The organism is Sphingomonas gei, assembly GCF_004792685.1.
Lineage (GTDB): Bacteria > Pseudomonadota > Alphaproteobacteria > Sphingomonadales > Sphingomonadaceae > Sphingomonas > Sphingomonas gei.
This window is the reverse complement of record NZ_SRXT01000007.1, coordinates 28,076-41,131: the sequence shown is the minus strand read 5'-3', so window position 1 is coordinate 41,131 and position 13,056 is coordinate 28,076. Positions and strand designations below refer to the sequence as shown.

Sequence of the window (13,056 nt, the reverse complement as noted above, 5' to 3'; positions counted from 1 at the left end):
AGCTTGTCGAAGGGCTGCTCTTCTCTCTTCGCGCCAAAGAAAGGCAGTGCTTCGACAAGCTCAGCACGAACGGTGATAGGTTTAGCGCCCCTCACCCCGTCACCGCCGGCGCGATCAGCGCAAACTTCGGGATCGCCACGTCGAACGCAGCGCCGTCTTCGCCGATCATGTGATAGCTGCCCTGCATGTGCCCGGTCGGCGTCGACAGCGGGCAGCCCGAGACATAGTCGAAGCTCGCGCCCGGCTCGATCATCGGCTGCTCGCCCACAACGCCTTCGCCTTCGACGCTGTGCCGCGCGCCGCGCCCGTCGGTGATCACCCAATGCCGGGTAAGCAACTGCACGGTGAACGGCCCGGCATTCTCGATTCGGATATGATAGGCCCAGAACCAGCGACCGCGCTGCGGCTCGGACTGTTCGGGCAGATAGGAGACGGAGACGCGCACGACGATGCCGCGGGTCTCGGCCTCCTGCGCGAACAGCGCCTTCATCATCGCGTCGCTCACAGGCCGGCCCGGCCCAGCGCCTGATCGAGATCCATGATCAGGTCCTCGGGATCCTCGAGCCCCACGTTGAGGCGCAGCATGCCTTCGGTTACCCCCATCTCGATCCGCTTCTCCTCGGAAACGCCATAATGCGTCGTCGAGGAAGGATGCGTCATCAGCGAACGCGAATCGCCGATATTGTTCGAGATGTCGATCAGTTCGAGCGCGTCGAGCAAGGCATGCGCCTGGCTGCGCCCCTCGACTTCGAACGAGAAGATCGGGCCGGCATCGTCCATCTGCCGGGTGAACAAATTGTGCTGCTTGTGGCTGGGCAAGGCCGGGAAGTTGATCCTGGGCACCCGGCCCTCGAGGAAGCGGCCGACCTGGAGCGCATTCGCGCTCTGCCGCCGAATGCGCAGATCGAGCGTCTCGATCCCCTTGAGCACCACCCACGCATTGAACGGGCTCAAGGTCGGCCCGGTGTTGCGGGTGAACGGCAGCAGCACGTTGTTGATGAAATCCTCGCTGCCGGCGACTGCGCCGGCGAGCACGCGCCCCTGCCCGTCCATCATCTTGGTCGCCGAATAGGCCACCACGTCGGCGCCGAATTCCATCGGCCGCTGCAGCGCCGGGGTGGCGAAGGCATTGTCGACCACCGTCGTGATCCCGTGCCTTTTCGCGATCGCGCACACCGCTTCGAGATCGACCACGTCCATCGTCGGATTGGCGGGGGTCTCGAAGAAGAACACCTTGGTGTTCGAGCGGATCGCATCCTCGAACTGCTGCGGGTCGCGCGCGTCGACGATCGTCGTCTCGATGCCGAACTTGGGCAGCAGCGTGTCGGTCAGCCAGCGGCACGATCCGAACGCCGCCCGCCCGCCGACCAGATGGTCGCCTTGCTGCAGCTGGCAGAGCAGCGCCGCGGTCATCGCCGCCATGCCCGTAGCCATCGTCCGGCACGCCTCGGCGCCTTCGAGCAAGGCGATCCGCTCCTCGAGCATCTGCACCGTCGGGTTCTGCAGCCGCGAATAGGTCATGCCCTGCTGCTCGCCGGCGAACCGCGCCGCCGCATCGCCAGCGCAATCATAGGCATAGCCCGAGGTCAGGAACAGCGCCTCGCTGGTCTCGCCGAATTCGGATCGCATCGTGCCGCCGCGGATCGCCTGCGTTGCGGGCTTCCAATTGCGGGTGACGCTGCGGTCCTGACCAGTACGGCGTTTCATGATTTTGCTTTGCAGGGGGGAAGCGCCCCGCGTCAACCACTTCTCCCCTCTACGCGCCCCTCCCTTTCAGGGACGGGCGCAACACGCTACCACCCGCAACCATGCTCGACCGCCTCAAGGCTCTCCGCACTCGCCCCTATCTCGTCGCCCTCCTGCTAGGGCTAGCTGCGCAAACGCTGTTCGCCTTCCATCTCGACCGGCCGAGCCGGATCATGTTCGACGAGGTCCATTACGTCCCCGCCGCGCAGGCGCTGCTCGATCTCGAAGGCCCGCGCAACGTCGAGCACCCGCTGGTCGGGAAGGAGCTGATCGGCGCCGGAATCGTGCTGTTCGGCGACAATCCGATCGGCTGGCGCGCTTTCTCCTCGTTCGCCGGCACCGCGACGGTGCTCGGCGCCTTCGCCTTCCTCTGGCTGCTGCTCGGCTCGATGCGCGCCGCCTTGGTGGGTGCGGTACTGACCGCGCTCAATCAGAGCGTCTACGTCCAGGCGCGCACTGCGATGCTCGACGTCTTCCTCGGCGCGTTCCTGCTCTGGGCGATGGTGTTGATGCTGTGGGCGATGCGCGGCACGCCGCGCCAGGTCCGCCGCCGCTGGGTCGGCGCAGCGGTCCTGCTCGGGCTCGCGGTCGGCACCAAATGGGCGGCGATCCCCTATGTCGCGTTGGCCGGCCTCGCCTTCCTCGTCATCCGCGTCAAGAGGCCGGCCCGTTGGCCCGGCCTCGGCATCGTCGTGGGGCTGCTGATTCTCGGCACGGTGAGCATCGCCACCTATTTGCTGACCTTCCTTCCCGCCTTCTTCTACGAACGCGATCCGCTCACGCTCGCCGGGCTGATCCCGCTTCAGCAGGAGATGTACGCGCTCCAGACGCAGGTGCTGGCCAAGCACACCTATCAATCCGACTGGTGGAGCTGGCCGCTGATGCTCCGGCCGATCTGGTATTTCTACGAATGGGACGCGGGTGCCCAGCGCGGCGTGCTGCTGATCGGCAATCCGGTGATCATGTGGGGCGGGCTGGTCGCGGTGCTCGCCTGCCTCTGGGCAGGGTCCCGCGAGAAGGCGCACCGTCCGCTGGCGCTGGCATTCCTCTGGATCGCCAGCCTTGCCATCTATGTCGTGATCCCCAAGTCGATCGGCTTCTATTATTATTACCACCTTTCGGCGATCTTCCTGTGCCTCGCGCTCGCGGCGGCGTTCCACCATTTCGACCGCGGCCGGGGCAAGGGCCGCGAGGAATGGTTTCTCTTCGCCGCGCTCGCGATGTTCGTCTATTTCTACCCTATCCTCGCCGCCTCGGCGCTGCCCAACGATCAGGGCTTCACCCATTGGACCTGGTTCAACAGCTGGCGGTAGGGGAGCGGGTTAGTACCGCCCCCAGGTGAACCGCGACGACAGCGCGAAATTCCACACCGCCGCGACCGCGATCCCCGCCAGCGCCGACAGCCGCCAGTCGCCGTGCTGGACATTGTGCAGGAACGCCGACACCCCGACATTCGCCGCCGCGCCCACGGCGCAGACCAGGCAGAAGCTCACCCAGCCGCCGATCAGCGCCTGCGCGCCCTTTAGCCGTTGCTCGCGGTACGTCAGCATATTGTTGAGGAAGAAATTGAAGGTCATCGCGACGAAGGTGGCGACGATCGTTCCGGACAGGAACGGCCAGCCGAGCCCGCCGAACAGCGCGGCGAGCACGACGAAATGCACCGCCGCTCCCAATGCGCCGATCGCCGAGAACATCGCGAAGCGGACCGGCACGACCTTGCCGAACATGCGATCGTAGAGTGCGATCAGATATTCCATCGCGACGACGTGATCGAGCTTGCTCTCGCCTTCGGTGCGGATGCGGAAGGTATAAGGCAGTTCGCGGAACTTGAGCGGGCGCGGCGCCGCGGTCATGATGTCGAGCAGGATCTTGAAGCCGATCGCCGACAGGGTCGGCACCAGATCGCGGACGATCTGGGTGCGGATCATGAAGAAGCCGCTCATCGGATCGCTGAGATCGGCCTTGAGCACCTTGCGCGAGAGCCGCGTCGCGAACGCCGATTTGGCGACGCGGTCGCGGTCCCACTCGCCGGTGCCGCCACCCGCGACGAAGCGCGAGCCGACCACCACTTCGAGGCTGTCGTCCCCCTCCAGCGCATCGAGCATCGCCGGCAGGATCGTCTCGTCATGCTGCAAATCGCCATCGATCACCGCGACGAACGGGGCGGCCGTCGCGCACATCCCCTCGATGCACGCCGAAGACAGCCCGCGCCGCCCGATTCGCTGGATCACCCGCACGCGCTTGTCGAATCGGCCCAGCTCGCGCGCCGCCTGCGCGGTGCCGTCGGGGCTGTTGTCGTCGACGAAGATCGCTTCCCAATTGCGGCCGGCGAGCGCCTGATCGAGCCTGGTAACGAGCGCGGGCACGTTGCCGCGCTCGTTGAACGTCGGGATGACGATCGCAAGCTCGAGCAGGTCGGAGGTCACACGATTTCCCGCAGCACCGCGTCGCCCATTTCGGCCGTGGTCAGGCTGCCGCCCAGATCGGCGGTCCGCGCACCCTTGGCGAGCGCGCTCGCGACGGCCTTTTCGATGCGCCGCGCCGACGCCTCGTCGTTCAGGCTGTGCCGCAGCAGCATCGCCGCCGAGAGGATCGCCCCGCACGGATTGGCCTTGCCCCGCCCGGCAATGTCGGGCGCGCTGCCGTGGATCGGCTCGTACATGCCGTTGTCGCCGCTCCACGCGCGCAGCGATGCCGACGGCAGCATCCCGATCGAGCCCGCACACATGCTCGCCTGGTCGGAGAGGATGTCGCCGAACAGATTGCCGGTGACGATGACGTCGAAGTCAGTCGGCCGCCGGACGAGCTGCATCGCGGCATTGTCGACATACATGTGAGTCAATGCGATCTCGGGATAATCGGTGCTCATTTCGTTGACCACGTCGCGCCACAATTGCGAAGTCTCGAGCACATTGGCCTTGTCGACCGAGCACAGCTTGCGCTTGCGCCGCTTCGCCATCTCGAAGCCGACCCTGGCGATGCGCTCCACTTCGGCTTCGTTGTAGCTCATCACGTCATAGCCTTGGCGCAGGCCCTCGACATTGGTCCGCCGGCCTTTCTCGCCGAAATAGACGTCGCCGGTCAGCTCACGGACGATGACGATATCGAGATCGGCGACGATCTCGGGCTTGAGCGGCGATGCGTCCTCCAGCCCCGGGAACAAGGCCGCCGGCCGGATATTGGCGAACAGCCCGAGCTCGCGCCGGATCCCGAGCAACGCCGCCTCGGGCCGCAACTGCCGTTCGAGCGCATCGAAGCGCGGATCGCCGATCGCGCCGAACAGGACCGCATTGGCGCGCTTGGCCAGCGCCAGCGTATCGGGCGGAAGCGGCCGCCCAGCCGCGAGATAGCCCGCGCCGCCGACCGGCGCTTCCTCGAACTGCAGCCCGAGATCGAGCGCTTCGAGCACGCGGCGCGCCTCACGGGTGACTTCGGGCCCGATCCCGTCGCCGGGCAGAACAGCAATCAACGGCATTCGATTTCCCTATATTTGCACGCCGCTTTGCCGCTCCCCGCCGCGTTAGGCAACCGCCCGCATCAGCCGGTCGACCAGCCGCGACCGCGCGGCGAGAATCTCCGCGCCTTTGCCGATCAGCAGATCGCGCTGAAGGAAATGCCCGGTCAGCCGCAGCCCGTCGACAATGTCGTCCCATTCCGCCGCGCCGCCCGCGATCAGAAAGGCCGGCAGCCGCAGCAATTGGCGCTCATATCCCACCGCCCCGATCCGGCTCACCGCGACTCCGCTCTTCGGGCTGACGAAGATCAGATCGTCGTTGCGCCCCGTTGCCGCGCACCGCTCGAGATCGAGCCCGAAGCCGAGCTCGGCGAGCAGCAGCAATTCATAGCGCACCAGAGCCACCGCCCAGCCCCGCGCGGCCGGCGCCGCCTCAATCGCGGAGAGCACGCCGTCGAGCGCAGAGTAGAGCCGCGGATATGGCTGCGCGTCGGGGAGCACCGACGCAGTCAGCGCCGTCGCCCATTGCAGCGCCGCGGCGGGCAGCGGCTCGCCGAACAGAGGCGCGCGGCTGTGGATCAGCTCCAGGCTGAGCCCGGCCAATTGCTCCTCGGTCCGCGACCGCCATTCGCCGAGCACGAGGTTCGAAGCCTGCAGCACCGGCCGCAACGCGCGCGACCGCCCGCCGCGGACATAGCCCGGCTGGAGCCCGTCGCTTTCGGTGAGCGCACGCACGACGGCACCATGCTCGCCATGCGCGCGGACACTGAGGAGAATGGCTTCGGCGCGCAGGTTCATGAGAAGGGGCTTACCCGGCCGGCAACAACCCGTCACCCCGGCCTTGGGCCGGGGTGACGAACCGGTCAGGCGCCCCGCCGCACCCGCTTCGCCAGTGCCGCAAGCCCCGCACCCTGTACCAAGCGCTTCGCCCCTGCCACCGCGCGATTGAACCCGCCCAGCGCCGCCATCGTCGCCCGATTGGCCAGCGTTGGCCGCAGCAACAGCAAATCCAAACATTCCACCCCGCCCGTCGCGAACTGGCGCTTGTGCTGGCCTTCGCCTTCGGTGAAGTCGAACGCTGCAAAGCGCCCCTCGCCGAACAGATCCTGCATCGCCTCGAGCTGGAGCACCGCGCCCGGCGACCAGTCGTTGAACCTGGGATCATGCCCGACATAGGCGTAGATGACCGTCTCCCCCTCGATCGGGCAATAAAGGTAGGCAGCCGGTTCGCCTGCAATGTAGAGCAGCCAGGCGCGCACCCGATCGGCGGCGGCGAGCGCGCTCATCGCACGAAGAAAGTCCGCCCCCTCGGGAAGGCCCGAGCCGAGCAGCCGCTCCTGATAGGTGGTCGCCGAAATCGCGCGCGCCACCGAATGGAACGCCACCAGTTCCTCCATCGTGCGGAAGCGCCGGACGTCCAGCGTACCGCCCGAAGCCGCCGCGATCTTCTTGGCCTTGCGCCGCAGTCCCTGCCGGGCATTCGACGACAGGCTGGCGAACCAGGCGTCATAATCGCCCGCGAAATCGAGAAAATAGCGCGTGTAGCGCTGCCGCACGAAAGGCAGCATCGCGCCGGCCCCCGCGACCAGCGTCGCCATCCGGTCCTCGGGCAGCGAGGTCACCAGATAGCCGTCGGCATCGCGATCGATCGGCGGAAGCACCGGCGCCAATCCGCTGCGCGCCTCGGCCAGGGTCAGCGGCACGCGCACCAACGCGCGGCGGACCGTGAACAACGTCCGCGCGCCGATCTCGAACTTGAGTCGCACCGGCCGCGGCGCCGCGACAATTTCGCGCACTGCGTTCACGCCGCACGTTCCTCGACCCAGTTGGACCAGAGCTGCTCGGCCTGGCGCAGCCGGGTCCGCAGCACGCTGGGGGCGAGCGGCGCATCGTCCCGGTCCAGCGCCATCTCCGGCCGGTCGGCGAAATGCGCGGTCGCCAGCACGTCCCGCCGCTCCGCGAGCATCTGGCACAATGCCTCGAACCGCCGCACATGCACGCCATTGGCGCGCGTCCCCGCGCGGTTGGCGAGCTCGAAGCCGTGGCTCACGATCGTCACCGCGGCATGATCCTCGCGCACCGCATGCTCCAGCGCCGCCTTCATCTCGGCCACGGAGAGCGCGCAGATCTGGAAATGGCGCAAATGCCCCTTCTGGTCCTCGATCAGGGTCACCGGAACTTCGATCACGCCGCGATGCGCGATCGGGGCGATCTGGCGCGGCGCGAGGCTGATCGCGCTCGGCCAGGGATTTTCGGAGCCGTTGTGGCTCGAATCATAGGTGAAACCGAGCTGCGCCAGCGCCGCGAGCGTATCGTCGCTCGCCGAATAGGAGCCCGACCGGAACGCGACCGGATCGGGCGCCCCCGCCGCGATCAGCATGTCGGCCGCGCCGGCGATCAGATCGCGCTGCTCGGCGAGGCTGTAGTCGATCAGCTCGAACGGGCCATATGCCGCGCCGCAATCGCCTGCCTGCGCGCCGGTCCAATTCGGATGGAGATGCAATTGCACTTCCTGCCCCGCCTTGAGGATCGCATCCACCACGCGCTTGATCGGGTCGAGGCCGTAGACGAGCGCCGGCATCGGATCGACGAAGAAGCACGCCTTGAGCCCATGCGCCGCCAGCTGCGCCAGCTGCCAGCCAACCCCCACGCCCGCCGGTTCGAGCGAGCGCTGGACGATCGTCGCGGGGGCGAGCCCGGCAACATGGTGACGCCACATCAGCTCGGTATCGACAGTCAGGAACACACGCGTCGGCATGCTGCCTTCCTAATATGCCCGAGTGAAGAAACTCCCAATCTACATTCAGGATACCGCAGTTCCTCCCTCGCTCCGCAGGAGCGGGGGGAGGTGGCGCGCGCAGCGCGACGGAGGGGGTCTGGCCGCAAGCGTACGGCACGCGACCACTCCCCCTCCACCACCCGCTGCGCGGGCGGCCCCCCTCCCCCGGAGCTACGCTCCGAGGGAGGAAAAGTGACTGGCGCTCCGCTCTACGGCTTGATCCCGTAGCGGGTATAATCCTCATCGATCCGCGGCGCGATCATCCGCGCGGCGGCGAGATCGGCGTCGCCGCCGCCGGCACCCGTCCGCTTGCGAATGACGCCGCGCATATAGAGGCTGGCGGCCATGTCGGGCACCTGCTCCAGCGCCGCCTCGTAATCCGCCAGCGCATCGTCGATGCGCCCGAGACGGAAATAGACCAGACCGCGGCTGTCAAGGATCGACGCGGGACTTTCGGCCAGTTCGATCGCCTTGCTGCAATCCTTGAGCGCGGTGTCGAGCGAGACATTGCCGGTCGCCTTCAGCCAGCAGCGCGAGTTGAGCAGATCGGCCTTGCCCGGCGCCGAGGCGATCAGCGTGTCGAGCAGCGCAATGCCATCGTCGAAACGCCCGCCACCGGCGAGCAACGTCGCTTGGCTGTTCACATAGCTGTTCTTGTCGTCGCCGCCCTGGTCGGCGCGTTCGGCTAGCATTGCGAGACCCTCGTCGCGCTTGCCCTGCTCGGCAAGCAGTTCGGCGACGCGCCCCACCGCCGATGCCGAACCCGGATCAATCTCGAGCGCTGCGCGCGCGTCGGCCATGGCATGCGAATCGTCCTTCAGCGCCGAATAGAGCCGCGAGCGCCATAGATAGCGATCGGCAGTCGGCTCGAGCGCGATCGCCTTGGTCAGGTCCGCGATCGCGCCCTTGCGATCATAGATGCGGTCGAGGAACCAGGCGCGATCCGAATAGCTGCTCGACTCGTCGGGCGCCTGTGCGATCTGTTTCGCGTAGACGGCGAGGATCGGATCGAGCGCCTTGCCGCGCCGCGCCGCTTCCACCTGCAGATATAACGGCGGCGTCTCCTTCGGCGCGATCGCCTTGAGCAGTCGCCCCTTGGCCTGCGCCACCTGGGCCCGCGTCGCCGGGATGTCTGCCGGACTGACTTCGGCGATGCCGGTGACCGCGCGATCGTCGACGGTCAGCACGCCGCCGTCCAGCGTCACGCTGCGCTTGAGCGCCACGCCGGCCAGCGTCGCCGGCAGCGTGCGGTCGCCCTCGGTTTCGAACCCGCCGCCGCCTGGAAGGCGGATCCGCGTCCGCACGCGCGTATCGGCATAGTCGCCGCTGCTCACCGGGATCTCGCGCCACGCCGGACGCGCCCGATCGGGCGAGAAGGTGATGCCCGAAACCGCATTGTCCAGCGCCACGCGATACCGGCCATCCTCCTTCGACCAGTTCGGATACGTGATGCCCGAAGCCGTTATCATCGCGCTGGCGCTGGCTTCGTCATATTTGAAGCTGCGCTCGACGGTCTCGGGCTCGTTGAGCAATCCGCTCACCAGATTGTCGATGCTCTTGTCGAGCTGCTCCTTGCCCGCCTGCGCGGCGACCACGCGGAGCAGCTCGGCCTGCGCGCCGCGCACCGTCACCCTTACGGTATAAGGCATCGGGAAAAGCACGCCCGCGCGACCGTCCAGCTCGACTTCGGCATCGGTGATCGGACGCGTGTTGGGTCGCAGCGGCATTTCGATCAGCCCACCGCCCGCAGGGCGCAGCGGCAGTGCGTGGCGGAAGGGCGGCACGTCGCCCAGATCCTCGAGCCGCGAACCGCCGCCGGTGCCGTCGAGCCACAGCGATTCTCCGGCGATCGTGGCATGGACGATGACATGGTTGAACGCGCCCGGCATCGGCAGCCGCTTCGACACCAGGTCGCCCATATCGGTGCTCACCACCACCGCCTCGGCCTCGATCCCAAGCGCGCGCAGCATCGCGAGCAGCAGCAACGTCTTGGCCTTGCAGTCGCCGTAGCGCGCCGACCAGGTCTGGGCGGGCGCCTGCGGAACATAGTCGCCATTGTCCATGCCCTGGAACAGATAGCGGATCTTGTCCTGCACGGTCTCGAGCGCCATGGCGGCGCGCTGGCGCGGATCGGCAGTCGCCGCGGCGATGCGCGCGACTTCGGCGGCGATCGGGCCGCCGGGCGCGATGCTGCCCTCGGTGCCGTACAGCGGCGCCATGTCACGCGACAGATCGGCCCAGTCGGCATAATCGGTGGCGTCGAGCAGCGGCAACGGGCGGAAGCGCAGCGGCGCGTCGTTCGGCACGTCCGCCGGCTTGGCCGTCGGCAAGTCGATGACGAGTTCGTTATAGCCGTCCGGCGTGGTCACCGGCTTGAGATCGGGCAGTTTGCTGTAGGCGCGCCAGCGCAGGTCCATCGCCTTGGGCCAGAGCAGGCGCACGCGGCCGAACTGCAGCCGCATCGGTGCCGGGAGCAACTGCGCCATCGACTGGACATGGCCGTGCAACGCCGGGTCCTTGCGCGTGATCGAGAAATTCACGCGCAGGACGTCTCCTACCCGCAGCCCCTCGACGGGCAGCGTCGCGGTCAGCATGCCGTTCAACGTGGCGCGTTCCAGCTGCTGCTCGCGCTGGAGGACCTGGAGGCGCTTGCCTCCTGCCAGCACGTCGATCCGCTCGGCACCGCGAAGGATCTCGATGCGATGGACGATCAGGTCGCCCTTGGCGGGGTCCCAGGGCAGCGGCACCGTGCCGGCCTGGGTCAGCACCTGAGGCGAGGCGATCCGCATCGCCATGTCGGCATAGACCGAGACTTCGCCATTCGCGAAGCGCTGCTGCTGGTCCATCACCAGCAGGATCGGATCCGCATCGCCGAGCTTGGAGACGTCGAGCGGAGGTGCCGGCTTCACCCAGGCCGGCGCCGGTTGATAGAGCGGCTTGTCCCCCGCCCACGCCATCGCCGGCGCGCATACCAGCACCGCCGCCACCGTCATTCGCCCCAGCATGCAATCCCCCGATCAAGTGCCTCGACGCTAGCGCTTTTGCCGCGCCGCACTCAAGAGCCGTTCGCGTGCCATTCCAGTGCAGCTTCGATGCAGATGCCCGCGCGTTCAGCGCGAATTGAAATAGTCGTGCACTTGCTGTGCCACCGCCGCGGACACCCCCGGCGCCTTGCGCAGATCCTCGAGGCTCGCGCCGCGCACCGCCCGCGCCGTGCCGAAATGCATCAGCAGCGCCTTCTTGCGCGCCGGCCCGATCCCCGGAACCTCGTCGAGCGGGCTCGCCCCGATCGCCTTGCTGCGCTTGTCGCGATGCGCGCCGATCGCGAAGCGGTGGACTTCGTCGCGCAGCCGCTGGAGGAAGAACAAAACCGGCGAATTGACCGGCAGGGTCAGCTCGCGCCCGTCCATCAAGTGGAAAACCTCGCGCCCGTCGCGCCCGTGATGCGGCCCCTTGGCGACGCCGACCAGGCAGACATCCTCGATGCCGAGATCCTCGAGCACGCCCTTGACGGCGTTGAGCTGGCCCCGCCCGCCGTCGATCAGCACCAGGTCGGGCCAATTGCCCTGCGTCCGGTCGGGATCCTCGTCCTGCGCGCGGCCGAAGCGCCGGCTGAACATCTCGCGCATCATCCCGTAATCGTCGCCTGCAATGGTCTCAGGGCGCTTCATGTTGAACTTGCGATACTGGCCCTTCTGGAACCCCTCCGGCCCCGCGACCACCATCGCGCCGAGCGCACTGGTCCCCTGGATATGGCTGTTGTCATAGACTTCGATCCGCTCGGGCGGCTCGGGCAGTTCGAACAGATCGGCGACTTCGGCGAGCAGCTTGGCCTGCGTCGTGCTTTCGGCCATCCGCCGGTCGAGCGCCTCGACCGCGTTGCGCTGCGCCTGTTCGAGCAGCCGGCGGCGCGGCCCGCGCTGCGGCACGCCGAGCGCGACCCGGTGCCCCGCGCGCTCGGCCAGCGCCTCGGCGATCAGTTTGGCCTCCTCGAGATTGCGATCGACGAAGATCGTCTTGGGCGGCGGCACTTCCTCGTAGAATTGCATCAGGAACTGGCTGAGCACTTCGTCCTCGGGCACTTCGGCGGTGTGCGCCGGGAAGAAGCTGCGATGCCCCCAATTCTGCCCGCCGCGGATGAAGAAGGCCTGGATTCCCATCACCCCGGATTTGCAGGCGAGCGCGAAGATGTCGGCATCGCCGACGCCCTCGGCGTTGATCGCCTGGCTGCCCTGGATGAAGGTCAGCGCCTTCAATCGGTCGCGCAGGATCGCCGCCAGCTCGAAATCGAGATTCGCCGCCGCCGCCTCCATCTGCGCGCCGAGCTTAGCCTGGACCTGGGTCTTCTTGCCCATCAGGAAGTCGCGCGAATCGTTCACCAGCTCGGCATAGGCGTCCGCATCGATCCGGCCGACGCAGGGCGCCGAGCAGCGGCGGATTTGGTAGAGCAGGCACGGCCGGTCGCGCGTCGCGAAGAAGCCGTCGGTGCAGCTGCGCAGCAGGAACAGTTTCTGCAGCGCGTTGAGCGTCTTGCGCACTTGCCCCGCCCCCGCGAACGGCCCGAAATAATCGCCCTTGTAGCGCCGCGCGCCGCGATGGAGCTGGACCCGCGCAAAGGCGTGGTCCTGCCGCAGCAGGATGAACGGGAAGCTCTTGTCGTCGCGCAGCAGCACATTGTACGGCGGGCGATAGCGCTTGATCAGCTGTGCCTCGAGCAGCAGCGCCTCGGCCTCGTTGTTGGTCGTGACGATCGTCATCGACCGCGTCTGCGCCACCATCCGCTGCAGCCGCTTCGACAGCCTTGTGACCTGAGTGTAATTGTTCACCCGATTCTTGAGCGCCCGCGCCTTGCCGACGTACAGCACGTCGCCGCGGGCATCCTGCATCCGGTACACGCCGGGCCGCACCGGCAACGTCTTGAGCACGTTGCGGATCGCGGCCACGCCCGCGTCGAGATCGGGCGCCCCCTCGCCGCGCACGGCGTAGGTGGCCTGTTCCTCGTTGAATCGGTTGGGGGAATTGGGGTCGGACATTGCGACCGACTTAGGGAGTCCGCGCTCGCCTCGCTACCCGTTAT

10 protein-coding genes are annotated in these 13,056 nt (G+C 67.4%); 1 reads left to right on the top strand and 9 read right to left on the bottom strand.

The annotated features are described in order from the left end of the window. Nucleotides 1-91 precede the first annotated feature (91 nt). Together apaG and E5A73_RS17070 are read right to left on the bottom strand one after the other, a co-directional pair. Complete coding sequence (gene apaG, locus E5A73_RS17075; RefSeq protein ID WP_135965370.1) at nt 92-490, bottom strand: Co2+/Mg2+ efflux protein ApaG; 399 nt, start codon at nt 488-490, stop codon at nt 92-94. An 11-nt stretch (nt 491-501) separates the two neighbouring features. Beyond that, the gene (locus tag E5A73_RS17070; RefSeq protein WP_135965063.1) at nt 502-1,707 is read right to left on the bottom strand and encodes a trans-sulfuration enzyme family protein; all 1,206 of its coding nucleotides are present in this window, start codon (nt 1,705-1,707) and stop codon (nt 502-504) included. Nucleotides 1,708-1,808: 101 nt separating this feature from the next. On the opposite strand from E5A73_RS17070, the gene E5A73_RS17065 reads away from it, so the two are divergent. Further along, on the top strand, nt 1,809-3,059 hold the full coding sequence (locus tag E5A73_RS17065; protein ID WP_135965062.1) for a phospholipid carrier-dependent glycosyltransferase: 1,251 nt from the start codon (nt 1,809-1,811) through the stop codon (nt 3,057-3,059). 9 nt (nt 3,060-3,068) lie between these two features. On the opposite strand, the gene E5A73_RS17060 is transcribed toward E5A73_RS17065, so the two are convergent. The 7 genes from E5A73_RS17060 to uvrC all read right to left on the bottom strand — a co-directional run bounded on the left by E5A73_RS17060 (nt 3,069) and on the right by uvrC (nt 13,012). Next, nucleotides 3,069-4,172, bottom strand: coding sequence for a glycosyltransferase (locus E5A73_RS17060; protein WP_135965061.1), 1,104 nt, complete (start codon nt 4,170-4,172; stop codon nt 3,069-3,071). Further along, nucleotides 4,169-5,221 carry a 3-isopropylmalate dehydrogenase gene (leuB, locus tag E5A73_RS17055; RefSeq protein WP_135965060.1) on the bottom strand — a complete coding sequence of 351 codons (1,053 nt, stop codon included), beginning with the start codon at nt 5,219-5,221 and terminating at the stop codon, nt 4,169-4,171. Before leuB ends, E5A73_RS17060 begins: the two co-directional genes overlap by 4 nt. 45 nt (nt 5,222-5,266) lie before the next feature. Beyond that, nucleotides 5,267-5,998, bottom strand: a complete 732-nt coding sequence (gene recO, locus E5A73_RS17050; RefSeq protein WP_135965059.1) for a DNA repair protein RecO — start codon at nt 5,996-5,998, stop codon at nt 5,267-5,269. Nucleotides 5,999-6,063: 65 nt separating this feature from the next. Beyond that, nucleotides 6,064-7,005: a GNAT family N-acetyltransferase gene (locus tag E5A73_RS17045; RefSeq protein WP_240700236.1), complete on the bottom strand. Its 942-nt coding sequence runs from the start codon at nt 7,003-7,005 to the stop codon at nt 6,064-6,066. Then, complete coding sequence (locus E5A73_RS21630; RefSeq protein WP_206366529.1) at nt 7,002-7,958, bottom strand: polysaccharide deacetylase family protein; 957 nt, start codon at nt 7,956-7,958, stop codon at nt 7,002-7,004. The genes E5A73_RS17045 and E5A73_RS21630 overlap by 4 nt, the downstream gene beginning before the upstream one ends. A gap of 230 nt (nt 7,959-8,188) precedes the next feature. Continuing rightward, entirely contained in the window at nt 8,189-10,984 is a 2,796-nt protein-coding gene (locus E5A73_RS17040) for a DUF3857 domain-containing protein (protein ID WP_135965057.1), read from the bottom strand. 105 nt (nt 10,985-11,089) lie between these two features. Then, nucleotides 11,090-13,012: an excinuclease ABC subunit UvrC gene (uvrC, locus tag E5A73_RS17035; protein WP_135965056.1), complete on the bottom strand. Its 1,923-nt coding sequence runs from the start codon at nt 13,010-13,012 to the stop codon at nt 11,090-11,092. Nucleotides 13,013-13,056 lie beyond the last annotated feature (44 nt).